Below are 24,854 nucleotides of genomic sequence, written 5' to 3'. Positions count from 1 at the left end.
CCAATTGACAAAAAAAATATAAATTTTTCAATCACTTTTTATTATCATCATATTGCCGCCAGCACCACAAACAAGCTACGATATTAAAAATAATAAATACGAGGTAGCGAGCATGTACACACTCATCTTATGCTTATTTATTGCCTGTCTTTTTCCTTATCTTTCAAAAATTCCCGTAGTCGTAGCTATGAGAAAAGAACCTGGTGGACATGATAATAATCATCCCAGAATACAACAAGCAACACTCTCCGGGTTTGGGGCCCGCGCCGTTGCAGCCCACCAAAATAGCTTTGAATCATTAATTATTTTTTCAGCCGCTATTTTAACTGCCTTAGTCACCCACAATATAACTCACACAATACAGGGTCTTGCAATTTTTTATTTGCTTTCGCGATGTGTGTATCATCTTCTTTACTTGCTTAATTGGGCAACCTTGCGCACTACGGTGTGGGCATTAGGGCTAATCGCTTCCCTAAGTATCATTTGGCTATGTTTGCCTTAAACAGATACGTATCACATAGGTTGGGCGTTAAAGCCCAACTTTTACTCCATGGCAGATTTCAGACGAACAGGCATTATTCCATAGCGAAGCATAAGTGATTCAGCTTTCAAACCTTCCATACCTACCCCACCCATAATTCCGGTCACAGAAATACTACCATTAGAAGTTAGATAAATCGGTGGAACTCCTACTGATGAACCCCAGGAAGTCGTGCTGTTAGTCATGGCAGGTGAGGCATTACCGGTAACAATGAGAGCAATATTGGCAATTGGTGTTGTTGGAGCGAGAAAAGTTGTAGGTGCCGTAGCAACGGCCGGTGGAGTCGGGTTAGCGGTACTATCATATTGCACAACCCCACTTGTTGTTTTTAAAGCAGAGACATCTACACTGACAATGTCCGTACATTTCGTTGATGAATGTGTATTAGCACTGTTCCAGGAAACCGTAATCACCCCACCATAAGCCAAAGATGCCGTTGTCGAACAAACTCCTGTAGAATCATTGACTTGTACTTTAATATTTGAAGCAGTGCCACCTAAACTGCCATTAACAACTATACCCAGTGAATTGATTAATATTAATTGTCCATTTGTAAAGGCTGAGGGCGAACTCGATAATCCCATTAATGATAGAATCGATAAGATGATCAATGAGTTTTTAAGCTTGACTTGTTTTCCAATGCTCCAATCCATAGAGAATACCTTCCTTATAGTTTTACTAATTAGCTTCAATTGAAATGTAAAAGCTTCCCATTAAAATATAAACACACCGCTGCAAGCTTTACAAATCTTAATTGGTGAGCTCAGTAATAGGATAATTCGATTGTTTTACATCCTTATGCTATAAATTCATTGGAATACTTACGCAGGAGGCAAAGTATGAAATCACATCTACCTTTATTTTTATTAGTGCTCGGAGTTTTTTCTGCTTTCAATATCCAAGCAGCATCTGGTACACAAGTCCTTCTTCAGGGGAAACAAGCAAAACTTCTATACAACTCATTGACAGGTCCTAAAGTACAGGAAGATGGCGCAGCTGGCCATTTGTATAGGCGCGGTAGCAGTATTCTCTGTCGTTACACCAATGCTGATATCACCAAGCATGGCAAAACTGTTCCTAAGTATGCCGCTTGCCGTTATGCCTGCACTATTAAATTCAACAGCAACGGATTTGCGTCCCCCGGAAGAAATCCTTAACTTAAGGCCCGGATGACAGCAAAAAGCCTAATCCGGGAACTAAACTCGACGATTCTATGGGACAATAGATTCTAATCAGATCTTGTTCAATGCTAATATCATGCACCATGGCCGGCTTCTGTAATCTTTTGATAGATGTTTAATCAACAAATTGATAGTAGACTTCGCCCTCTTTCACCATGCCTAATTCATACCGGGCTTGTTCTTCCAAAGCTTGCTCACCACTTTTTAATTCGAGAATATCTGCTTCCATAGCGCGATTACGAGCAAGCAATTTTTCGTTTTCGTCAGCTTGAACTTCCAGCTTTTTTTCAAGATTAATCCATTGTAATACGCTGCCATCCCCCAACCATAATTTGTATTGCAGGCCAATCAGCACTAAGAGCAAAATTAAAATCATTATTCGCATGAGGGGTATGTTTAGAAGAATTTTAATCCATTATATACTTGTCCTTGCCTTTTGCGAATCTGTAACAAGAATTAAATTATATGAACAAAAAAAGAGCTTTGACCTTTAATCAAGGCTCTTTTTAAATTTTGGGGGGATTATTTTTGATATAACGCATTTTTACCAGCATAACTCAAAGAAGCACTTTCATTAATGCGTAATAATTGATTGTATTTGGCTACTCTATCTGTACGACACAAAGATCCAGTCTTAATCTGCCCGCAACCCGTTGCAACTGCTAAATCGGCAATAAATGTATCCTCTGTTTCACCCGACCGGTGAGACATGACACAGCGATAGCCATTTGCATGTGCTAGACGAATAGCTTGTCTGGTTTCACTTAAGGTACCAATTTGATTTAACTTAATCAGGATTGCATTAGCCATTTTTTGGGTAATCCCCTCTTGCAGAATATGAGTATTGGTAACAAACAAATCATCACCTACCAATTGCAATTTACTCCCTAAGGTAGCTGTTAGTTGCTTCCATCCTTGCCAATCATTTTCATCCAGGCCATCCTCAATGCTGACTATGGGGTATTGGGTTAATAGTTCATCATAGTAAGCAATCAGCTCATCACTAGTTAACTTTTTATTTTCAGAGGCCAGATGATAAAAACTATCATGAAATAATTCAGACGCGGCAACATCAAGAGCAAAAACAACATCTAAACCCAATTTATAACCGGCTTGCTCAACAGCCTGAGCCAGCATATCTAAAGCTTGCTTATTGGACTTAAGATCAGGGGCAAAGCCACCCTCATCACCCACAGCGGTATTTAATCCTTGTTTTTTTAATACACTTTTTAAGACATGGAAAATTTCTGTTCCCATCTGTAATGCGGTTGGAAAATCAGGAGCACCTATTGGCATTAGCATAAATTCTTGAATATCAACATTGTTGTCGGCATGAGCCCCACCATTCAACACATTCATCATTGGCACTGGCATCGACATCATTTGGCCTTGATTTAAGGCAACATATAAAGGTTTTTTAATGGTATTGGCGTAAGCCCTGGCACTGGCAAGGGAAACCGCTAAAAGTGCATTAGCACCTAACCGAGCCTTGTTCGTGCTACCATCCACTTCGCAAAGCCGAGTATCTAGCTGCTCTTGTTCATCGACAGAAAAACCTTTTAAAGCCTGATTAATTTCTTGATTGATATGTGCTACAGCGTTTCGAACACCCTTACCAATATAACGCGCCTTATCTCCATCGCGAAGCTCACAAGCTTCACGGCTGCCTGTAGAAGCACCTGAAGGCACACTGGCTCGCCCCATTTCCCCATTTGTTAAAATCACATCTGCTTCAACAGTTGGATTACCCCGCGAATCAAGAATCTCACGTCCTTTGATACTGGCTATTTGCATAATTGCCCTCTGGAAGTTTACTGTACCTCGGAGAGGTACAGAGTAACGAAGTGAGTTATTGTTTTGCCAGAGCGACTCATTGTCAAGTTTAGGGAGGCAAATCTATTTATTTTTTCTGCTCTTTTCGTTTTTAGGAACTGGCACCGTAGACAATGGCGAAATGTCACAAGGCGTATATTCATCCTCAGATTCGACAGTATTTTCCAGTCCTTTCGCGGACAACAACAAATCTTGGCTTTTTAATTGATTAATAAAGCGATCATAATTTGTCGTTGAAGGAATTCGAAACACCAAATTATTGTATGATTTCGTCTCTGTGAAACCAGCCACATCAACTCCTTCTTTGTGCAACTGCTTTGTGAACTTGGTAAATTCTTCATGAAGAAGTGCTAAATAATCTTCTATCAAGGCCGCATTATCTCCAAATGGAGAGACCTTACTCGTAATAGTAAGAATTCCCTTTGAAGCCTGTTCATCAACAATTAGCAAACCGGCATTTTTTAAATCGACCAATTTCTTTAATAAAATTAGCCAATTTTTAGGTTCTAATTTTAGTGACAATTGCTTCTCCAATACGGGAGTGTTCAATGAGCCACCTGGAGATTCTGCATCGATATAATCAGCTTCTCCTTGCATAAACTCTGGCACATTCACTACTGGAACATTATGCAATAAATCGTCCTGAGATTTAGTATTCGTGTATCCTGAGCTTTCTTGTGTCAACTCTTCTTCATCACCACCACCACCTCCGCCGCCCCCATGGCCCAGGCAAATAGGCAACCCTCTTTTGCGACATGCTTCACAGCTATTTTTTTGTATTTTATTTTGTGGCTCTAGCTTTTCTTTTTCATCAAATATGTTTTGCGGATTTTTCACCCTTTCCATAAATTACCTCTTTCAAAATTTCAGCTTCAATTTTATCAATTCCTGATCAGCCAAAGGATTTGAAATTAGCAGTTAATTGTTAAGAAATAGCAAAAATTTTTAATTTTTGCACAAATTGAAAATTGAATTCGCCACAAACTATATTTTATGACGAACTCAATTAATTTTTTGCAAGTTATTTTTGAATACCTGACGTTTCTTTTTTGACGATATTCACTTTGATATATAAAGTTGAATTTTGTGAAAATTGATCTCCTGCTCGAATTACCTGTGTGTCTGAATCAGCTGGAGCATCACCTTGAGGACTTGCCAACGAAACCCATTGATTAAGGGGAACCATGACTGTAGTAACCACTTGTTGGTCATTAAATTGTTGATTGCTAACGCGGCTATCCTCTTCACGAATGCGTCGCACAGTAAGTTTTACTTTTTGTCCCTGCAAAACCGGCTCCACGAGTAATCCATTTTGCACCATACGACGATCGTAAGTGATACCAGGCCCCCACCAGCCGATCCCTACAGAACTGATAACTGGCTGATCTTGACCCGTGCTAACAAAGGCTGACTCACCATTCATAACTTGTACAGATTGACGGCGTTGCTGATTTTGTTGTGAAGAGGTGCTTATAACAGTTGTATTATCATTTTGTGTGCTTAACCAATCTGGATCTCCCTGAAAAACAGTAATTTCAAATGTGACAGGAGGCTGATCGATTTTTTGCAAAATAGTGCGTAATTGAGTGAGTGTTTTAGGGCTTACTTTGACGATAAGCGTTTGCCCTGTCCCGGTGATTTGCTCACCATCTTGAAGCAGTGGCTGTACCAATTGAATAACAGTATCTGCATTCTGATAATGCAACTGTATCACTTTCGTCATTAATGGTTGTGCAAAGACATTTGTTGCTAAAAAAAACAGACCCAGTAACCATTTTTTCATGCTAACACTCCTTGTTAATATTCCAAAGTGTAGCAGGACAACACAGGATCTCAAGCATTGGGGAATCAAACCAACAGGAATATGTAACTTATAGTTGTACAAACTTCAGTTTGGTTTATAATTGCCCCTAGTCTTTTTAAAGATACTAAACGATATGGGTAGCATATTTAATATGTTTGGGCCTTCACCTATTCGGCCCATCGAACAACATATGCGGAAAGCGCATCATTGTGCGAAACAATTACACCCTTTTTTTGAGGCCGTCTTAAAACAAGACTGGCAAGCTGCTGAAAATATTCAAGAAAAGATTTCAAGTATTGAAAAAGAAGCCGATGTAATCAAACGGGATCTACGTCTTCACTTGCCGACTGGTTTATTTTTACCAGTCTCACGTACTGATTTACTTGAATTGCTCAGTGCTCAAGACCGTATCGCTAATAAAGCACAGGATATCGCTGGTTTAATTGTTAGTCGAAGAATGGTGATTCCTGAACCTCTGATTGCTGTATTCATGCCTTTTCTTGATCGTTGCCTGGATGCCTCCAGACAAGCCTGTAAAGCGATTAATGAGCTAGATGAGCTACTCGAAAGTGGTTTTCGCGGCAGTGAAGTTAAGATTGTTGAGGAAATGATTGTTACCCTTGACGAAATCGAGCATGACAGCGACGATAAACTAGCTGACATAAGACATCGTATTTTCGAGTTGGAAAAGGATTTACCTGCCATCGACGTAGTCTTTCTCTATAAACTGGTTCAATGGATTGGTGACTTGGCTGATCATGCTCAAACGGTGGGTGGTCGGCTACAAATTCTTATTGCCCGGTAGTAAATTCCTATGGATTATTCTTTTGTATTATTTATTCTTGCAGTTGTTTTCTGTTTCTTAATGACCTGGGGGGTAGGGGCTAATGACCTTGCTAACGTCATGAGTACTACCATGGGCTCAAAAGCAATCACTGTACGGCAGGCGATGATTATTGCCGTTGTATTTGAATTTGCCGGTGCTTTTCTGGGTGGTAGTGGCGTCACCGAAACAATGAGAGATGGCATCATCAATAGTAGCCAATTATCTAATCAACCTTTGATTCTTATTGAAGGCATGTTAAGCGTTTTAATCGCTTGTACTGTATGGATGAATCTTGCAAGCTATTTAGGCGTTCCCGTCTCAATAACTAATGCATTGGTAGGCTCTATGGTAGGATTTGGCTCCGTAGTTCTGGGGACTAATGCAATTCACTGGGAGCAAGTTACTCACATAGCCATTGGCTGGTTTACCTCTCCTCTTATTGCAGGAATTACGGCGTATGCCTTATTTTTAAGTATTCAACAAACTATTTTTATAAAAAGTGATCCTCTGGAAAAAGCAAAATGGTATGTCCCCATTTATCTTTTTTTAGTAGGGTCTATTTTATCCTTTATTACCGTTTTTAAAGGACTAAATCATTTCGATATTCATTTGAATCTAAAGCAAGACTTAGCTGTAACGCTGGCAACCAGCATTAGTTTGACGATAATTGGCATGATCTTTATCAAGCATATCCCTGAAATGCCACGAATTAGACGACGCGAGCGTTTTCTTCAAGTTGAAAAGTATTTTGCTGTACTCATGGGTTTAACTGCCTGTGCCATGGTGTTTGCTCATGGCTCTAACGATGTTGCTTTAGCAGTAGGCCCTTTAACCATCATTTATAGCCTTCTTCAGAATGCCGATTTAGGAACAGCCAATTATCCTGCCTGGATTATTTTCCTTGGTTGCGCGGGAGTGGTTATTGGCTTTCTCATGTACGGGCGAAAAGTCATTGAAACGGTAGGCAGTTCTATTACAGCACTAACTCCTAGTCGTGCTTTTGCAGCAACACTTGCAGCAGCAACTACTGTGGTTGTTGCCACCAGTACTGGGATTCCTGTTTCAGCGACACAAACGCTTGTTGGAGCAGTACTAGGCGTTGGCTTAGCTCGCGGTATTGGTGCATTAAACTTGATTGTTATCCGTAATATTTTTATGTCTTGGATACTAACACTCCCTGCAGCATCATTGTTAACAATACTTGCCTATAAAGGATTGCACGTCATCATTGGCTAATTAAATTTAACTGCAACAGCACACAGCCAGTATTGTCACTCAAAATAAAGAGCAGCCTTAAGAGGCTGCCTGCCAAAGCATAAGTTTATTCTAGCTAAAATGAAAGATGACTGATAACACAACAGATTGGAGGCGCTCTATTAGAATCCTTCCCAGATTTCATCCTTATCACCCTCTGGATTAGGATTGTCACGAAGATAGAAAATTCGCTGGTGTTTCTTAATTTCTTTTAATTGTGATTTTGATTTCTCATGCGTAGCATCAAACTCATATAAAAATTTATCGTAGGGGCTTACATAAGCTTTATCAATATCTTGGTTGCTCATGAATAATCCTGTTTAGCATATAATAGTCATAAAGAAGTAATTTTATCGTTTTTTGTAATAAGTTACCATCTAAGAATACTATAGCATCAAAAAAGGATACCCGTCATGACAATAAAAAAGGCCGAATTACATACTCATCTTGAAGGAACCATTCTGCCTGATTTGGCAAAACGACTTGCCAAAAGGAACAAAATTTCTTTGCCAACAACAATTTTTGATGAAGATGGTAATAGCTACTCTTATCAGGATTTCCTCGATTTCCTAAAAGTTTTTGATGTCGTTGCCTCCGTCATTAAACGTCCTGAAGACTACTATGACATTACCTTTGACTACTTAAAAGCGAACGCACAAGAAAACACTCTCTATATAGAGATGATGTATTCTCCCGATCATGCAGAGCAATCAAGCAAGATTCCCTCAAGCGAACATTTAAAAGCGATACAACAGGCTATTGACGATGCCGAAGAAAAATATGCGATTATTGGACGTATTATCATTACTGCTGTTCGCCATTTTGGTTCTGAATCAGCAATTAAAGTGGCTAAACAAGCCCTCAAAGAGAATATTCCTGCCATTGTCGGTTTTGGACTAGGTGGTGACGAGATTAAATTTCCTCCCAAGTTATTTAGTGAAGCTTTTAAGATTGCTGCTGAAGGTGGCCTCAGCTGCACTGTTCATGCAGGAGAATTTGCTCCAGCAAGTGGTATGCTTGAGGCAATCCAGCATTTGCCCATTAAGCGCATTGGACATGGTGTGCAAGCAATCCACTCCCCAGAAACTCTTGCGCTACTTAAAGATAAAAACATTGCCCTGGAAATCTGTCCTTCTAGTAATATTGCATTAGGTCTTTTTCAAGATTTTTCGCACCACCCCTTACCGCAATTAGTGAATGCAGGCCTTATCATTAGCCTAGGCTCAGATGATCCTCCTTTTTACCGTACTAACTTGGCAAAAGAATATCAACGGGTACAAACGTTTTATCAATATTCTGATGAGCAAATGAAGGAATTTACAGCCATGGCAATTGCCTCCTCTTTTGCGGATGAAAAAACCAAGTTAAAGCTTAAAAAACGATTAGACAATGTCGAAGAGTAAATACCCAAGCATGAAAATAAAAGAACTATACCTAATTCCTCAACAATTTATCTTCTAGAAACACGTTCACTGGTAGCGCCCCTTAATTTGATGGGTAAGTAACAATAACCTGAGGTTAAAAACTATCTTAAATTGCAGTTTGTTTCATTGATAGCATCGTGTTACATATATTGATTGTTTTAATGCTGTGAGGGACTCTGTGAAACCAACTTTATTGAAAGGAGGCAATATCTTGAAAAAACAAATACTTCATCTAAGCATTTTAGTGACAATTGCCCAAGGAGCAATTGCTCAACCCTTTCCTACGATTGCGCAGCCAACCACCTGTATCACTTCGCAATTTACTGCAATAGGCGATCCTTACTGGAAATCAATGCTTTTAAAATTGACCAATCACTGTGAAAAGGAAGTTGATTTTCAAAATGCAACAGTTTCTTTTAAAAGCACCACTGCAATCAATACTTCATTTTGGGGGGATTTTGCTCCTTTACCCTATCCCGATAATGCTTTAAATATTTTTTCACAAAATCAAAACGACGGAAATTTTTTAGCAACGCTTAATTTACATTTCCCTTCTTATCCTGGAGCAAATTCCAAATTACCTGTAGGTAGTTCAATCCAAATTAAATATGGCGTCAGTTCGGATAACCATATTGAAGGTAGCACCAATGTTTATTTGGGAACTGCTGTTGAAACCGGCACACTTGTGTTACACAATGCTTCAACCAAACCTAATAATGTGCCTCAAAATTATTCACTTATTCATTTATCCCTCAATGGCCAGCTCGTCAATGATATTCAATTGCCTTGGTCGTCCACTGTCACTCTTCCTGGATTAGCCACCGGGACTTATTCTTTAGCAGCTGAAAATGTCGCCGACAGCAATGGCAATAATTATCAAGGTAGTGTTCAACCCAATACCTTAACTTTAGTGGCTGATCAAATTGCTAGTGCAACAATTAATTACACTTTGGCTCAACAAGCGGGTAAAATTGTAATCAACTTACAGCCCCTTCCTAGTGAATTGACAGGCTATACTAGTAATCCCTCTGTTTTACTAATGCAAAACCAAACAGGAAACTCAATCACACAATCATTAAACTGGAATACCTCCACCACCATCTCCCAATTAAAAGAAGGTAGCACTTACAACTTATCAACACCGACAATAAGTTATAATGGGTATAATTGCACGCCAACCTTTACCCCAGCTAGTATAATAGCTAGCGCAACTACTATTCCCACAAGCAACTTAACCTATCAATGTATTCAGGTTATCCAAAATTTAGTCACACTAAATGTTACGGGAGCTCCTGCAACGTTGCAATCTTTAAAAGTGAACTTCACTCCGAATGATAATTCAACGGTTATATCGCACACTATTGATTTAAATAATGGGTCCGGTTCTAGTACTGTTTTATTAACAGGAGGTGTAATCTACACTCTTTCGGCAGATACAGTAGCTGGTTATTCAATTCATTTTTCTCCTCAACCACTAACAGCTTCAGCTAATGCCGTAGAAACAATAAGTTTAAGTCCTAAAAATGCAGAAACACCTGTTGCCATTAACGGACAGTTAACTGTTTGTGGTACACAGCTTTGTAATGAGCATGGCAATGTAGTCCAGCTGAAAGGAATGAGTACTCATGGGCTGCAATGGTACGGCTCGGGTACTTGTGTAACATCTAAGTCTTTAGATACCTTGAGCAATAATTTTAAAGCCAATGTGATAAGACTCGCTTTGTATGTGCAGGAAGGAGGATATGAAACCAATCCAACAGCGTTTACCCAGCAAGTTAGTGATTTAATTAATGAAGCCTATAATCGCGGAATTTATGTAATTGTCGACTGGCATATCTTGAATCCAGGCGATCCAAACTACAATTTAGAGCGCACTAAAAAATTCTTTACAGACATCACTACTGCTCATAGAAATAAAAATAACATTCTGTATGAAATTGCCAATGAGCCCAATGGGGTCAATTGGGCCACCATCAAGAGTTATGCGGACCAAATTATTCCTGTAATTAGAGCAATTGATGCGAAAGCCCCAATCCTTGTTGGCACTCGTGCTTGGAGTTCACTTGGAATCTCAGATGGCAGTAATTATCAAGAAATTGTTAATAACCCACTTCAATTTTCCAATATTATGTACACCTTTCATTTTTATGCAGCGTCTCATAAAGATGAATATTTGAATGCCTTGGATAAGGCCTCTCAAATATTACCAATTTTCGTGACAGAGTTTGGTACGCAAACTTATAGCGGTGATGGTGCTAATGACTTTGTGATGTCTGATCGCTATATGGTGCTTATGGCTAGCAAAAAAATTGGCTGGACCAACTGGAACTACTCAGATGACTTTCGCTCTGGAGCAATATGGAAAACAAATACTTGTGCAAATGACATCTGGACAGATGATAATTTAAAAGCCGCTGGAGTCTATATCAAAAATAAAATCCAAGCTCCATAAAATTAAAGTTAGCATTTCCTCTAGTTGTTTTTTTCAAGTCATGTAAAGACATAGCAACTAGAGGAAATAATATATAACTATACAATTTACTGCGGAGCATAAATGGTTTCTGTTCTTAAACCCTCTGGGCGCTTCGCTGATTTCTCAAAAAATCGCATGTGATGACCACCCTCTTCATGCTCTTTACTCAAAATGGCTTCATCTTCCATTTTAAACTTTTCAAGAATGCTACTAACCTTTGCAAGTGTTTCTTTACTTTGAGCAACTCTTACTTTTCCATCTGTAAGCGTCTGTTCAAATGTACTTTCCCCAGTTTTTGCAGCCAGTTTTTCTTTTTTTAAATCCTGAATATGTTGAGCAAGGGAGTTTTCACTTTCTTGCAGCAACAATTGAATACGTTGCATTTTACTTAAAACATCTTTCTCTACATCTAAATTAGTGAATTTTTGCTGCAGTTCAGATATCTGTTGCTTAAAGGTATTACTTAAATCATGAATTTCTTTTGTATCAGCAATGATACTCTCATTAACTTCCTTTAATTTTTTCAAGGCTTCTTCAAAAAATTCAATTTGTTCCTGGAGATATTTTATCTTGTCTTTAAGATCAGTAATTATTGCGGCATACTCTTCATTCTTCTTTGCAAGTATTTGAAAAAGATCAAACAACTTAGTCTCTATTTCATTTAATGACTTTACAGATTGCGTCATATCTTCTTGCATTTTTAGAATATCCTTGCAGAATAATTCCGCTCTCTCTTGTTCAACATTATGAAAGTCTTGGAATAAATAAATCATCCCTCCACCTATTAAAAGTAAACTATATGTCACCAGCATACTGACCAAAAGGCCTATCAATGTTGTTGCTATCAAAGCAGATATTACAATCGTTATTTGCCTCCATAGTGATTGGTCGCTATACCAATCAGCAAGAGTGCCAAACAAACTTTTTTTACTATTATAACGTTTGAGAAGAAGATCTAAGTCTGATTTAAATAAGGCAATTCTTTCCTGTTGCTTTTTAAGGTGTTGAATTGAGTCAAAGGCACTTTTTTTAACTGTTTCAATTACAAGGGATTCGGCCTCTTGCTTTTCATTTTCTTTCATAAATTTCCTTAAAGTGTACTTTGAGTTGAAAAAAATGTACTCGTATGCGGATTTTTCTTTTCTGAGCTCAAATTTTCCTGCAATGAATTAATTTGTTGTTGCTTCTTTTTCAACAAATCAATGGCCTGATTTAGTTGCCTCTCGAGTGCTTCATTTGATTGGATTGACTCCTTGTAAGCATCAGCTAATTCCTGATTCTCCTTTTTTTGCTTTTCCTGTAAGAGACGAAGCTCTTCAATCTCTTTTTCCCCTTCAACAATTTTTGTTGATGAACTCAGCAGTTGCTCCCCAACCTCAGTTAACTTTGTTCGAAGCTCTTCACGCATTTTTTCCGATTTAATCAGTTGCTCGCTTACTTCCTCGATTTTCAATTGCAATTCCTTCTGCGCTTTTTCTAGTTCTGCGAGCCTTTTTTTCTCATTCTCTCTTATTGATTGAGCAACTTCGCCTAACTCTTGTGTTTTATTAAAAACATCCTGAAAAACTTCTTTAAATAGATTAATGGTTGACGAAATTTCCGTTGAATTTTCCTTAAAATCTTGAATAGTCAGCTCTAGACGCTCATCTACATCTTCAATTATGTTATCAAGTGCGTCTTCTCGAGCTTTTTGCCGTTCAACACGTTCTAGATCAACATCATCAGGTTTTTTACGTTTACTTAGGTAATGAAACACGCCCGTACTAATTCCCGCGCCCGCTACCCCCCCTCCAGTAACTAATCCAATGATATATTTAGTAGCAATAGCCCCACTAACCAAAGTTGTTGTAAATAGCATTACGCCTCTCCATTAGAAGAGATAAACATCTTTCTATTTTATAGATAATATAAAAAATAATCATCAAATCAATGACTTTACTAGTTTAAATAAAAACATAGAAGGGTCTGTTTACAATTCGCTTGCTTGAGTCGAAAGCCTTGATAGTAGAATTGTAAACAGACCCTAGACTAGAATAGTTGGGTCGAAGACCCAACTATAAAATGACTATCTATAAATTATTTTTAACCAGAATGGCCAAAGAAGCTATGCTACTTCTTCCATATATTGACGAAGTTTTTTCATGGCATTTTTTTCGAGCTGACGAACCCGCTCAGCAGAGACCCCATATTTATCGGCTAAATCATGTAGGGTTGCTTTATCATCTGACAACCATCGTTGCTGTAAGATATCTTGACTGCGCTCATCTAATTGTTCAAGAGCTAGAAATAATTGCTCGCGCCCATGCTCACCACTCATTTCTTGTTCAATTAGCTGAGCAGGATCGCTATTTGAATCATGTAAATAGTGGGAGGGGGACTTAAATGCATCTTCGTCATCATCAGAGACAGGTGCATCATAAGGAGCATCCATCGCATTAAGACGCTGCTCCATGATTAATACATCTTCACGACTAACGCCCAAATCTTTAGCAACAGCGTCGACTTCTTCGCGACTAAACCAACCTAAACGATTTTTCATATGGCGAAGATTAAAAAATAATTTTCGCTGAGCTTTAGTAGTAGCAATTTTAACAATACGCCAATTGCGAAGAACAAACTCATGGATTTCAGCCTTAATCCAATGAACGGCAAAGGAAACTAAGCGTACTCCCATTTTAGGGTCGAAACGTTTAACTGCCTTCATTAAGCCAATATTACCCTCTTGGATTAAATCATTAAGCGGCAAACCATAACCTAAATAACCACGAGCTACACGTACTACATAACGTAAATGAGCGAGAACGAGACGACGAGCAGCCTCCAAATCTCCTTCAGTCTGGAAACGTTCAGCACAATCATATTCTTCTTCAGCAGAGAGCATTGGTATTTGATTGGCACGATGAATATAAGCATCAAGGCTGCCAATGGGCAAATTTAATGATCCTAACTGTAACTGCTGATTCATATACATCCTCCATTACCAACATCATACTCGATAAAAGGACAATCAACTAAAGCGTAACGTCCAAATAGCCATTCTAAGCTGTAAGAATGCTAGCTTAGAGAGGTTATACAGGACGACTTGGTAAAAACTCCTTCATTATAACTAATTATAGGGCTCAATTGAAGCAAGTTGGCGATTTACTGACAATTTAGCACCTAACCACCCTAACAGAGTAGAAACCAGAACAAGCAAATAAGCCTGTTTTACAGATAATCCCATAATGGGATAGTTCATCTGATAAGCAGCGGCCAACTGCTTAATCGCTACTGCAAAACTTAGCATAAATATATTCACAAAAAGCACAGCCATTATCGCTCCGGCTAGACTGTACCATATTCCTGAATATAAAAAAGGCCGAGCAATAAAAGGATCTGTAGCACCAATTAATTTCAATACCTGAATTTCTTCTTGACGATTGTGAATAGCCAGACGCAACGTATTGCCAATAATTAAAACTACTGCTGAAGCCAAAAGTGCCATCACAGCATGAGCCGCTTTATTGGCAAAACCAAGAATTGCATGCAAGCGAGTTATCCACTCCATATCTAGCTTGGCTTGCTCTACTTGTGGTAATGCTTGTAAGCGAGTATATAAGTTCTCCATCTGAAAAGGCTGGTTAATCGCAAGTGTTGGTACAACCTCAATCACCGCTGGTAGCGGATTTTCCGGAAGATAGCGCATAATATCATGCATGCCTTCCTGCTGTTGCAATTCTGCCAATCCTTCTGCAGGAGATTTCAGACTAGCTTTACCCACCCCTTCCGTCGCTTGTACACGCTCAAGCACAGCAGTTTCCTCCGCTGTTGTTAAGGAGGGTTTCAAATAAAGAGAAATATGACCACCTTGTTGCCAGTTTTTGGCCATCTTTTCAAGATTATCACTAAAAACCCAAAATAAAGCGGGTAATGTTAAGGTAATAGCAATCACAATAACTGTCATCATCGTTGCCATGGGCTTGCGACAAAGTAAGTTAAGGCTATTGCTTGCTGCTTGTAAATGGTAGGAAGCAAGTGAGCGAATCTTTTTTAACACACCCTACCCCCTTTCAACATAACGATGCGATGTTTCATTCCTGCAATCAGCGCAAGATCATGAGTGGCAATAAGAATACTGACACCTACCTGGTTAAATTGCGCAAATAACTTCATAATTTCCGATGACAAACTAGGGTCAAGGTTTCCGGTAGGCTCATCGGCTAAAAGCAATGCTGGTTTGTGTACCACAGCACGGGCAATTCCTACACGTTGCTGCTCCCCACCTGACAAATGAACTGGTAACATCTTTTCTTTACTTAATAAACCAACCATGTCCAGCGCCGCATGAACTCTTTTCGTAATCATGGGAGGAGTGAGTCCGTGAATTTGAAGAGGTAAAGCGACATTATCAAAAATAGTTCTATCATTTAATAAATGAGGGGATTGAAAGGTAATTCCCAAGCTACTGCGATAAGCAGCAATATCTTTTTTCTTCAGTTGATTCAAACGCACCCCATTGACCATTATCTGACCTGAGGAAGGAATTTCAAGCATGGCGATTAATTTAAGCAATGTACTTTTCCCGGCTCCGGAATGACCTGTAAGAAAAGCCATTTCGCCCTTCTGCAAAGAAAAATTAACCTGGCTTAATGCTTCAAAGCCACCCGGATAACGCTTAGTAATTTGGTCAAACTTGATCATCATTAAAAATTGCTCTAACAAATTGTGATGCATTGAAGGGACGAAGATCATCAATTTTTTCTCCCATCCCCAAATAACGAAAAGGTATTTTTAACTCATTCGCAATTGCAAACAATATCCCACCTTTTGCTGTGCCATCAAGCTTTGTCATCATTATACCGGTCAAACCAACAGCCTGATTGAATTGACGAGCTTGATTTAATGCATTTTGCCCAATGCTTGCATCTAATACCAGCATGACCTCATGAGGAGCTTGAGGATCCAATTTTTGTATAACCCGCTTAACCTTCTTAAGCTCTTCCATTAAGTTGCCCTGGGTATGCAAACGACCTGCTGTATCTGCTATTAAAATGTCAATACCGCGCGCTTTTGCCGCTTGTAAGGCATCATAAATTACGGAAGCACTATCAGCGCCAGTATGTTGAGCAATAACAGGAATTTGATTACGCTCTCCCCAGACTTGCAATTGTTCAACTGCAGCGGCACGAAAAGTATCACCCGCAGCTAGCATTACCTTTTTGCCTTGCTGCTGAAATTGTTTAGCCATCTTACCAATGGAAGTGGTTTTACCTGCCCCGTTAACCCCTACCGTTAAAATCACAAAGGGGGATTTATCAGATGTCTCAGCGTTCAACGGTTTTTCACACACAGAAAGAATATCTTCCAGACGCTTTTTTAGAGCTTGAAAAACTGTAGAGCCGTCGGTTAGCTGTTTTCTCGCCAACTCATCTATAAGTTGCTTTAAAATGGCTTGTGAAGTCTCAATTCCCAAGTCAGCGCTTAACAATAAAGTTTCAAGCTCTTCAAGAATGGTAGCATCAATTTCCTTTTTGCCAAGCAACAAACGACCAATACCGTCTCCAAATTGCTGTCGTGTCTTACTTAAGCCTTTCTTAAACCGTGCAAAAAAACCTTCCTTAGGAGAATTGTCTGTATGGTGTTGTAGGATTTGCTCATCTTGTTGTGGCATTTCTACGGAGGCTGAGGCTACTTCAGTCGAGGTAGAATCAGACTCCGTTTCATTTTGATTTCGTTTAAACCATTTAATCATAAGTGTACAAAACAAAGGAAATGTGAAATTCTATCACTTTTTTTGCTTCGGAGTTAATCCATGCGCATCGCTTTAATGATTTTCTTAACCGCGCTTTCCTGTCAAGCCTTTAGTCAAACTCGTGAGTTTGTGTTGGAGAACGGTTTAAAAGTCATTGTTAAAGAAGATCACCGCGCCCCTGTCGCAGTATCCATGATATGGTATAACGTGGGGTCAGCAGACGAACCTGGTGGTTTAACAGGTGTTTCACATGCTCTAGAGCATGTTATGTTTAAAGGTACCCCCAAACATCCTTTAGGAACTTTTTCTAAAACTATCGCAGCTGTTGGTGGTCAAGAAAATGCCTTTACTAATTTTGACTATACCGCTTATTTTGAAAAAGTTGCGGCTTCGCAATTGCCAATTGCTTTTGAACTAGAAGCCGATCGCATGCAAAATCTTCTCTTGGATAAAGAAGAGTTTGCCAAAGAAATCAAAGTAATACGTGAGGAGCGTCGTTTACGCACTGATGACAATCCACAAGCCCTGACTTTTGAGCGCTATCTGGCAGCAGCTCATTTGGCCGACCCCTACCACCATCCTGTAATTGGCTGGATGAGTGATCTGCATCAAATGAGTGTTGATGATCTTAGAGATTGGTATCAGCGCTTCTATGCACCGGACAATGCCACCTTGGTCGTTGTAGGTGATGTCAACGCAGAAAAGGTCCATCAATTAGCAAGTCAATATTTTGGTAAAATCAATAAAAAAGCGCATTATGTTCGCCGCTTGCAAACAGAGCCGCCAGCCCTTGGCCAAAAGTCAACTGAAGTTTATGCACCAGCGAAGCTTCCAATGCTGATGTTTGGTTATACCGTACCAAGCGTAAAAACTGCAAAGAATACTTGGGAACCCTATGCTCTTGAGTTAATTGCAGGCATTTTGGATGCTGGAGATAGTGCGCGGTTTTCCAAGAACCTTATCCGTGGCAGTCATATCGCAAGTGGCGTGGATGTTTATTACAATTTGTATTCTCGCTATCAAACTCAATTTATTCTTTTTGGTACACCTTCTCAAGCTCATACTGTCAATGAGCTGAAATCTGCAATGGTGAAGGAAATAGAGCTTCTAAAAAATGAATTAGTTAGCCCTGCTGAATTACAACGTATTAAAACACAAATCATAGCTCAGAAAACTTTTGAAAAAGACTCCATTTATGGACAAGCAATGGAGTTAGGCTTAGTAGAAACAATAGGCCTAGGCTGGCAAACTGCCGATGCTTATATCGATAGAATCAACAAGATCACCCCAGAGCAAATACAAGAAGTGGCCCGACATTATTTTAGGGACATCGCAGAAACAGAAGCATTATTAATTCCTGTCCCTCAAGAGGAACGAGCATGAAAATATTAGTGACACTAACGACTGCCTTAGTCCTTATATTGCCACAGGTACTACAGGCAAACTCTTTTAAAACGCAAAAATGGCAAACAGCCAATGGGGCTCAAGTTGTTTTTTATCAAGCTCTCGAAGTTCCCATGCTTGACGTCAATATTGCTTTTGCAGCCGGCTCTGCATATGATGGCAACCAATATGGTTTGAGTGCTTTGACTACTGATCTACTAAATCAAGGTAACGGTGGCCTGGATGCCACTACAGTGGCAGAAAAATTCGCTAACATAGGTGCACAATACCAGGGAGAAAGCAGCCGTGACATGATTGTCCTAAGCTTGAGAACGTTAACTACTCAAGAAGCTCTTAAACAAGCAATAGAAACATTTAGTTTAATATTAAATAAGCCAGACTTTCCACAAGAAGCTTTTCAGCGAGAGAAAAATCAACAATTAATGGTCATAGCGCAAGCTCAAGAGTCCCCTGACGATGTAGCCAATCTCATCTTCTTTAAAAAATTATACCAAAACCATCCCTATGCACATTCTATTATGGGCACAGAAGAAAGTGTTAATGCAATTGAGCTTAAGCATGTACGTGATTTCTACAAGCGTTATTTTGTGGGCTCCAATGCAGTGATTGTGATCGTTGGCGCGATTGATCAAGAAAAGGCACATCAATTAGCCGAACAATTAGTCCAACAATTGCCCAAAGGACAAGGAGCACCCATGATTCCTAAAGCTCCACAGTTAACTGATAGGGAACAAATCATGGTTAATTTTCCTTCCTCGCAAACCATTCTTCGCTTGGGACAAATTGGCATTGACCATCACGCTCCTGATTATTTCCCGCTTACTGTGGGGAATTACATTTTAGGTGGCGGAGCTTTAGTATCACGATTAGCAAATGAAGTTCGTGAGAAACGTGGCTTAACTTATGGAGTTGTTAGTCAGTTTATACCCATGCCCGGTGATGGCCCATTTTTGATTAGCTTGGCTACGCAAAATAAGCAAGCAACTACAGCTCTAAAAGTTACAGAAGATACTGTGGCAAAATTTATTAATGAAGGTCCAGATGAAGCCGAACTGATAGCCGCGAAACAATATCTGACAGGCAGTTTCCCCTTATCGTTAGCAAGTAATAGTAGTATTGCAGGCATGCTGTTGCGTATCGCCTTTTTTCACTTGCCAGACGATTACTTGGATACTTATGTGACAAAAATTAATGCCGTCAGTACCGCACAAATTAAGCAAGCCTTTCAAAAACAAGTGAACATCAACAAACTACTTTTAGTTTCTGTAGGAAAGACGTGAAGCAAACAGTACGCATTATTGGTGGAAGATATCGGGGAAAAAAAATTTCTTTCCCTGATATTGAGGGTTTACGCCCAACTTCTGACAGAGTCAAAGAAACACTCTTTAATTGGTTGATGCATGACATACGTGGTGCTCGTTGTTTGGATGCTTTTGCAGGCAGCGGCGCTCTTGGTTTAGAAGCCTATTCACGCGGCGCTGATAGGGTAGTCCTTGTTGAGTCTTCTCCAAAAGTTTATTCCAACTTAAAACAAATCGTGGCTACTTTTGACTCCTCAACCCTTACTGTGGTACAATGTGACGCCCAAGAGTATATTTTAGAAAGTCCCGAATGCTTCGATATTATTTTCCTCGATCCCCCCTTTGCTAAAAATTACCTCCCTAGATGTTTAGATATTTTATCCCGTTCAAATTTGTTAGCTTCTGGTGGCTTGGTTTATATTGAATCACCTGATAAACTTCAACTTGATCCAGTATTCTGGAATGAAAAAAAATCTAAACAAGCGGGACAAGTAATCTATGGTCTTTATGAAAAGAATTAACTTTCAGAAGCGGTCCTTCTTTTCCTTGACAAGGCGTCATGCTCCTGTTTCAATCATTGCAGTACACATCGTTTATAAAGTCAAAAAGATGATCAACAAGTCTGCTGTATTTATTATTGCCTCGATTCTTCTAGCAGGATGCCGAGGTGGTGGTATTTACATGAAACCGCCACTTAACAACCCAAGTGACGATGCAACGATTAAGCTTGCGCAAGCAGCTTCATCCGTTAGTGATTCGATGCTGGAGATGCAGCGCATAGAAAAAGTAATTATTCCGCAATCGAAAGATAATACTTTGACCATCCCGAATGCTTACAATTTGCAAAGCAGAGCCTCTGTTGATTGGTCCGGACCGATTGAAGAAGTAACTTTACGTGTTGCCAGAGCGGCGCATTTTCGTTTACGCGTGCTAGGAACGGAACCTGCCGTTCCCGTTCTAATTAGTCTTAATTCTAAAGATATGAGCTTAGCAGAGATCTTGCGGGATATTGATTATCAAGCAGGAAAGAAAGCCAATATCTACGTTTATCCTAACAGTCAAGTTGTTGAATTACGCTATGCGAAAATTTATTCTTAGTATTTGTGTTATATCCTTAGTCCTGTCAACCGGATGCCATCGCCGAGTTGTGATAGCAAACACGGACTCTCTTGCTGGCTTACAAGCGTTGGCCAACACCAACAAAGGAGCCAGAACCCGTAGTAAAGCCAATATGGGGAAAATTCGAGAGATGGCTCTCAAAGAAACTGCCCTAAGCATAGGCGCTCAAGGAGGCCTTGCATGGCGTGCAAAAATAATAGACGAAAATTTGACCAAGCAGGCCCGTAACCTGGACGCCATTTTTGACTTTAATTCTCTTGTACTAGAACATAATGTTTTACCTCCAGTTTTGTTGGAAGGTCGCAATACCTTTAATTTGGCAGATACACAGACCATCCGTATTTCAGATCGAACTTACAAGGTTGCCAAGCAAGCACGCTTTATAACTACACCACCAAATTGGCGACAATATTTATGGATGGATTATAAAAAGCCTGAGTGTCCTAATGTCACGCTCTTACCCAAGACAAAACAAGAAAGGCTTCTTTGGTGCCATTATGTCGAAAAAGGGTGGCAAAATGGTATTGAACAAGCAGGTGTTATTCTTGAGGAAAGCATCGCGCGCATAAAAGAGGATTTTGCTGGGATGATCCTATATCGCAAATTACTAGCCATGAATATGGTATCGCCTCCTTTCGTTTCTCATACTGATCTAGGTGTTACTGGTGATGCATCAGAAATCCATATTGATGACAGAGTGTTGCGTATAACGGCCCTACCAGCTCTTAATACCAATAGCAAGGAGTGGGTAGCCGCAGTTGCTAAAGATGAAGATGCGTTAGAACGATTTAGAAATATGGAAAAATTGGCACAGAACACTAAAATTACTATTACTAGTAAAGCGTGGCAACCTGTCATCGCTCCCATTAATGATAAATAAACTTCTAAATAGATTATGAGTAGTAGTAATATTAATTTGATGCCTGATGAACCAACCCGGTTTACGCCGGTGTTCATGGATAAAATGTTAGAGCATGCTGAAAAGCTAAGTGCTTCTGATATTACGATCCAAACCGGTGAAGCAATCTATGCTGAAGTGTATGGTCGGCTCTATAAAATCACTAATCGCCGCCTCTCTAATACAGAGTTAGGTGATTTAATTAATTCAATTTATGGCCCTAATGCCACTACGCAATTACTTTCAGGCAAAGATATCGATACCCATTATGAATTTCGCCCCAATCGCGGGGTTCGCTATCGCTACCGGGTCAATGCTACCTCGTGTCTCGTAGAGGGTCATGATGCTATCCAGATAACGTTAAGGACTATTCCCACCACACCTCCAAAATTGGAAACCATGGAATTACCAGACAATATTCTTGAAGCAATAGCCCCTCAAGAAGGCATTGTATTTATTACAGGCGCAACTGGTTCTGGTAAATCGACATTACTTGCATCCATTATTCGTGAATTAATTGAAAAAGAGGAATCGCACCGTAAAGTACTCACTTACGAAGCGCCTATTGAATTTGTTTATGACGAAATTGAAACCGTTTCAGCTGTGGTTAGTCAATCGGAGATTCCACGTCATTTACCGAATTTTGCTGATGGTGTACGTAATGCCCTTCGCCGTAAACCTCGATTGATTATGGTGGGAGAATGTCGTGACGCAGAAACCATTAGTGCAGCACTTGAAGCAGCTCTAACTGGCCATCCTGTCTATACTACTTTACACACCTCTGGCGTTGCCGAAACGATGCGACGGCTGGTTACCTCCTTTGCTGGCGAAGAACGATTAGGGCGCACCATTGATATTCTGGAGACCATTCGTCTTTGTATATGGCAAAAACTAGTACCCACCATCGATGGTAAGCGAGTTGCCTTGCGGGAATACTTGGTATTTGATGAGGAAGCACGTGATATTTTATTAGAAGGCGACCCTAATGAAGTGACCTCTACCACGCGAAAACTTGTGCGCCAACGAGGACAATTGATGACCGTCGACGCACGGAATAAATTTGAACAAGGCATCATCAGCGAGCGAACTTATAAATTAATTATTGCTGGTACTAAAGAATACCAACGATAATCTTAGATCATGCCTTATAAAAAATTCTTAAAGCATGAGCATCATCAGGATAACCCGTGGCATCCCTCAGATTCTGCAAAGAATCATAGCCATTAAATGTCCAATCACTATCCTGGTATACCTCTGTTTGTCCTGAGGTCATTCCAGCATCACGCTCTAAGAAAAATTTCATTTGCCCACCAGTGAAATTTTTCCCTTGAGCAATATTAGCTAAAGCATGAATAGGATTCGAGGCATCAGGCTTTAATAAACATACTCCATCATTCAATTGAATATCTTCAAAGTCACAACTGACAATATGATAGGCTGCCACAGCATTTAATCTACGAACAATTTGTTGAATATCCGTTACCTGGGTACCCAACTCCACAACAAATACGTCTTTGTCAAAATCATAGCGAATCGCCACATCACTTGTTGTTAATATATCATCATCCTTACAAATAACCTCTGCCAGATTAATACTTTCTATGGCTATATTTAATAGTGAGTCTACTCTCACCAAAATTTGGTACATTACCTGTTTTTTACTTTCTGCTGGAATTGAGTCCGATACAAAATCCTCTACTTTTTCTTGCATTGAAATCACATGTTCAGTTGATGCAATACACGAAACAGGCAATCTACACGCCTTCTTTTTCAATTTAGACAGAATAAACGCAGTACCTCCTGTTTTCTTCTTGCGAACTAGAGAAGCATTAACTTCTAAACTTGTTCCCTTAAAGAGATAAACCGAAAATCCTGCCTCTCGTGTAACCCCCTTGGGAGGCAAATTATTATGGCTTTGCATATGCTTATCGATTTTTTTCTGTTCCTGTGCCGAATTAATTTTATAAATTTTTTTATTTCGCTCACGATAATAGTTTTTTTCATAAATAGAAGCTGATTTAGGTGTTTCTTTCTTAGGTTTTGGCATATCAATTCACACAATGTTTAAAACAAATGCAATATAAAATATAAAAATTAAGGTTTCATTAAAACAGCAGAAATATCATTAATTTTTAAAGCAAAGCCATGCCTCAAAAGAACAGTTGTTGATCAAATAGATCTAATTGTGCATTATATGTTTGCCGATTACTTTATTTGGGATGAAACTATGGGTAAAATTTATTTTCGTTCTGATACTCGATCACCTGACGAAATATTTAAAATAGGGTTTACCCCAAGAATTGATTATGCTGATTTGTGGTGGCTTGAAGCCATTAAATCTCGCGGCTACAAAAATGATTGTGGTATAGCAAATGAAGCTATCGATGCAGATTCTAAAGCATGTATATGTCTAACCACAAAGCTTGAGAGCGCCCCTATCTTCCCACTTAATGATGAGGACACTTATATTTATGCTATTATTCTTCCTGATATGACCCAGATTGATTACCCGACGCTTAAAACAACAGATTATAGACCCGTGTTGCTAAAAAATGACAAAACTCCTACTGATAGCAAAGATTTGATCATTGATTTACATAGTTTTCAAGCAAAACAAGCAAGTAATATTTACAGCTTTTTTGCAGAGAAGGAAGTTGAAGACACTGCTATAACCAGCTATGCTGCATGGCCTTTATATGCGTATGAAGCCATCGCCTATCAAGTCCCTCCAGCAGCCATTGTTGGCGCAATTAAATGTGAGAGAAAACCCCTGAAAAATAAGGTGACTATCTCCTGTGATTTTATTTCAGAAACGCCTAAAAAATCCTATGACCGTGATTTTATACTCGAAGGAGATATAATAGTTAATCCCTTCTTCTTCATAGCTCATCATTTGTGGTTAGGAAAAGAAGGCCTCACTACATTAGATTTTAGTGTCGTTAAAGAGGAAGCGCTGGATTTATTATACAAGGCCGCAAATAAGCCGCTAGAAACTCCCAATATTTATTGGGGTTTAGGTGGAAAGACATTATAAATTAACAGGTGAGTAAGGGAGCAAGGAAATT

The 24,854-nt window shown here is 39.4% G+C and carries 26 protein-coding genes; 13 read left to right on the top strand and 13 right to left on the bottom strand.

Annotation, left to right across the window (positions count from 1 at the left end; all coding sequences use genetic code 11):
* The first annotated feature begins 112 nt into the window (after positions 1 to 112).
* Positions 113 to 502 (top strand): MAPEG family protein, encoded by a 390-nt coding sequence (locus Lbru_RS05055; protein WP_058441104.1) that lies wholly within the window; start codon positions 113 to 115, stop codon positions 500 to 502.
* Positions 503 to 543: 41 nt separating this feature from the next.
* Here the strand turns inward: Lbru_RS05055 and Lbru_RS05050 are convergent, their stop codons facing one another.
* On the bottom strand, positions 544 to 1,194 hold the full coding sequence (locus tag Lbru_RS05050; RefSeq protein WP_058441103.1) for a hypothetical protein: 651 nt from the start codon (positions 1,192 to 1,194) through the stop codon (positions 544 to 546).
* 186 nt (positions 1,195 to 1,380) lie between these two features.
* Here Lbru_RS05050 and Lbru_RS05045 point away from each other — a divergent pair, with 186 nt between their 5' ends.
* The gene (locus Lbru_RS05045) at positions 1,381 to 1,698 is read left to right on the top strand and encodes a hypothetical protein (protein WP_058441102.1); all 318 of its coding nucleotides are present in this window, start codon (positions 1,381 to 1,383) and stop codon (positions 1,696 to 1,698) included.
* Positions 1,699 to 1,837: 139 nt separating this feature from the next.
* Here the strand turns inward: Lbru_RS05045 and ftsB are convergent, their stop codons facing one another.
* The 4 genes from ftsB to Lbru_RS05025 all read right to left on the bottom strand — a co-directional run bounded on the left by ftsB (position 1,838) and on the right by Lbru_RS05025 (position 5,338).
* Entirely contained in the window at positions 1,838 to 2,107 is a 270-nt protein-coding gene (gene ftsB, locus Lbru_RS05040) for a cell division protein FtsB (protein WP_058441101.1), read from the bottom strand.
* A gap of 137 nt (positions 2,108 to 2,244) precedes the next feature.
* Positions 2,245 to 3,516 carry a phosphopyruvate hydratase gene (gene eno, locus Lbru_RS05035; RefSeq protein WP_058441100.1) on the bottom strand — a complete coding sequence of 424 codons (1,272 nt, stop codon included), beginning with the start codon at positions 3,514 to 3,516 and terminating at the stop codon, positions 2,245 to 2,247.
* Positions 3,517 to 3,618: 102 nt separating this feature from the next.
* Positions 3,619 to 4,401 carry a hypothetical protein gene (locus Lbru_RS05030; protein ID WP_058441099.1) on the bottom strand — a complete coding sequence of 261 codons (783 nt, stop codon included), beginning with the start codon at positions 4,399 to 4,401 and terminating at the stop codon, positions 3,619 to 3,621.
* Between the two features lie 175 nt (positions 4,402 to 4,576).
* Positions 4,577 to 5,338, bottom strand: a complete 762-nt coding sequence (locus Lbru_RS05025; RefSeq protein ID WP_058441098.1) for a type II/III secretion system protein — start codon at positions 5,336 to 5,338, stop codon at positions 4,577 to 4,579.
* Positions 5,339 to 5,492: 154 nt separating this feature from the next.
* On the opposite strand from Lbru_RS05025, the gene Lbru_RS05020 reads away from it, so the two are divergent.
* Complete coding sequence (locus tag Lbru_RS05020; protein WP_058441097.1) at positions 5,493 to 6,164, top strand: TIGR00153 family protein; 672 nt, start codon at positions 5,493 to 5,495, stop codon at positions 6,162 to 6,164.
* A gap of 9 nt (positions 6,165 to 6,173) precedes the next feature.
* Positions 6,174 to 7,421 carry an inorganic phosphate transporter gene (locus Lbru_RS05015; protein WP_058441096.1) on the top strand — a complete coding sequence of 416 codons (1,248 nt, stop codon included), beginning with the start codon at positions 6,174 to 6,176 and terminating at the stop codon, positions 7,419 to 7,421.
* A 140-nt stretch (positions 7,422 to 7,561) separates the two neighbouring features.
* On the opposite strand, the gene Lbru_RS05010 is transcribed toward Lbru_RS05015, so the two are convergent.
* Complete coding sequence (locus Lbru_RS05010; protein ID WP_058441095.1) at positions 7,562 to 7,747, bottom strand: CBU_0585 family protein; 186 nt, start codon at positions 7,745 to 7,747, stop codon at positions 7,562 to 7,564.
* Between the two features lie 105 nt (positions 7,748 to 7,852).
* Here Lbru_RS05010 and Lbru_RS05005 point away from each other — a divergent pair, with 105 nt between their 5' ends.
* Together Lbru_RS05005 and Lbru_RS17615 are read left to right on the top strand one after the other, a co-directional pair.
* Positions 7,853 to 8,842 (top strand): adenosine deaminase, encoded by a 990-nt coding sequence (locus tag Lbru_RS05005; RefSeq protein WP_058441094.1) that lies wholly within the window; start codon positions 7,853 to 7,855, stop codon positions 8,840 to 8,842.
* Between the two features lie 232 nt (positions 8,843 to 9,074).
* Positions 9,075 to 11,315: a glycoside hydrolase family 5 protein gene (locus Lbru_RS17615; protein ID WP_202967535.1), complete on the top strand. Its 2,241-nt coding sequence runs from the start codon at positions 9,075 to 9,077 to the stop codon at positions 11,313 to 11,315.
* Between the two features lie 86 nt (positions 11,316 to 11,401).
* Here Lbru_RS17615 and Lbru_RS04995 read toward each other — a convergent pair whose 3' ends face one another.
* The 6 genes from Lbru_RS04995 to ftsY form a co-directional block, all read right to left on the bottom strand.
* Positions 11,402 to 12,418 (bottom strand): coiled-coil domain-containing protein, encoded by a 1,017-nt coding sequence (locus Lbru_RS04995; RefSeq protein ID WP_058441093.1) that lies wholly within the window; start codon positions 12,416 to 12,418, stop codon positions 11,402 to 11,404.
* A gap of 8 nt (positions 12,419 to 12,426) precedes the next feature.
* Positions 12,427 to 13,194 carry a hypothetical protein gene (locus Lbru_RS04990; RefSeq protein ID WP_058441092.1) on the bottom strand — a complete coding sequence of 256 codons (768 nt, stop codon included), beginning with the start codon at positions 13,192 to 13,194 and terminating at the stop codon, positions 12,427 to 12,429.
* Between the two features lie 246 nt (positions 13,195 to 13,440).
* Positions 13,441 to 14,301: an RNA polymerase sigma factor RpoH gene (gene rpoH / locus Lbru_RS04985; protein ID WP_058441091.1), complete on the bottom strand. Its 861-nt coding sequence runs from the start codon at positions 14,299 to 14,301 to the stop codon at positions 13,441 to 13,443.
* Positions 14,302 to 14,442: 141 nt separating this feature from the next.
* On the bottom strand, positions 14,443 to 15,372 hold the full coding sequence (ftsX, locus tag Lbru_RS04980; protein ID WP_058441090.1) for a permease-like cell division protein FtsX: 930 nt from the start codon (positions 15,370 to 15,372) through the stop codon (positions 14,443 to 14,445).
* Positions 15,366 to 16,016: a cell division ATP-binding protein FtsE gene (gene ftsE / locus Lbru_RS04975; protein ID WP_058441127.1), complete on the bottom strand. Its 651-nt coding sequence runs from the start codon at positions 16,014 to 16,016 to the stop codon at positions 15,366 to 15,368. The genes ftsX and ftsE overlap by 7 nt, the downstream gene beginning before the upstream one ends.
* Entirely contained in the window at positions 16,003 to 16,986 is a 984-nt protein-coding gene (ftsY, locus tag Lbru_RS04970) for a signal recognition particle-docking protein FtsY (RefSeq protein WP_420795312.1), read from the bottom strand. Before ftsY ends, ftsE begins: the two co-directional genes overlap by 14 nt.
* Before the next feature lie 141 nt (positions 16,987 to 17,127).
* Between ftsY and Lbru_RS04965 the strand changes: the two genes are divergently transcribed.
* The 6 genes from Lbru_RS04965 to dotB all read left to right on the top strand — a co-directional run bounded on the left by Lbru_RS04965 (position 17,128) and on the right by dotB (position 22,920).
* Positions 17,128 to 18,450: a M16 family metallopeptidase gene (locus Lbru_RS04965; protein ID WP_058441088.1), complete on the top strand. Its 1,323-nt coding sequence runs from the start codon at positions 17,128 to 17,130 to the stop codon at positions 18,448 to 18,450.
* On the top strand, positions 18,447 to 19,751 hold the full coding sequence (locus tag Lbru_RS04960) for a M16 family metallopeptidase (RefSeq protein WP_058441087.1): 1,305 nt from the start codon (positions 18,447 to 18,449) through the stop codon (positions 19,749 to 19,751). The genes Lbru_RS04965 and Lbru_RS04960 overlap by 4 nt, the downstream gene beginning before the upstream one ends.
* Entirely contained in the window at positions 19,748 to 20,293 is a 546-nt protein-coding gene (rsmD, locus tag Lbru_RS04955; RefSeq protein ID WP_058441086.1) for a 16S rRNA (guanine(966)-N(2))-methyltransferase RsmD, read from the top strand. The genes Lbru_RS04960 and rsmD overlap by 4 nt, the downstream gene beginning before the upstream one ends.
* Positions 20,294 to 20,381: 88 nt before the next feature.
* Positions 20,382 to 20,870: a type IVB secretion system lipoprotein DotD gene (gene dotD / locus Lbru_RS04950; protein WP_058441126.1), complete on the top strand. Its 489-nt coding sequence runs from the start codon at positions 20,382 to 20,384 to the stop codon at positions 20,868 to 20,870.
* Positions 20,851 to 21,771: a type IV secretion system DotC family protein gene (locus tag Lbru_RS04945; RefSeq protein WP_058441085.1), complete on the top strand. Its 921-nt coding sequence runs from the start codon at positions 20,851 to 20,853 to the stop codon at positions 21,769 to 21,771. The genes dotD and Lbru_RS04945 overlap by 20 nt, the downstream gene beginning before the upstream one ends.
* Before the next feature lie 15 nt (positions 21,772 to 21,786).
* Entirely contained in the window at positions 21,787 to 22,920 is a 1,134-nt protein-coding gene (dotB, locus tag Lbru_RS04940) for a Dot/Icm type IV secretion system ATPase DotB (RefSeq protein ID WP_131793530.1), read from the top strand.
* Positions 22,921 to 22,927: 7 nt separating this feature from the next.
* Here the strand turns inward: dotB and Lbru_RS04935 are convergent, their stop codons facing one another.
* Positions 22,928 to 23,836 (bottom strand): hypothetical protein, encoded by a 909-nt coding sequence (locus Lbru_RS04935; RefSeq protein ID WP_058441083.1) that lies wholly within the window; start codon positions 23,834 to 23,836, stop codon positions 22,928 to 22,930.
* A 180-nt stretch (positions 23,837 to 24,016) separates the two neighbouring features.
* Between Lbru_RS04935 and Lbru_RS04930 the strand changes: the two genes are divergently transcribed.
* The gene (locus Lbru_RS04930) at positions 24,017 to 24,823 is read left to right on the top strand and encodes a hypothetical protein (protein WP_131793531.1); all 807 of its coding nucleotides are present in this window, start codon (positions 24,017 to 24,019) and stop codon (positions 24,821 to 24,823) included.
* Positions 24,824 to 24,854 lie beyond the last annotated feature (31 nt).

It is taken from the genome of Legionella brunensis (genome assembly GCF_001467025.1).
GTDB classification, from domain to species: Bacteria; Pseudomonadota; Gammaproteobacteria; order Legionellales; family Legionellaceae; genus Tatlockia; species Tatlockia brunensis.
Note: the sequence above shows the minus strand (reverse complement) of the source record. Positions and strands in the feature narration are given on the sequence as shown.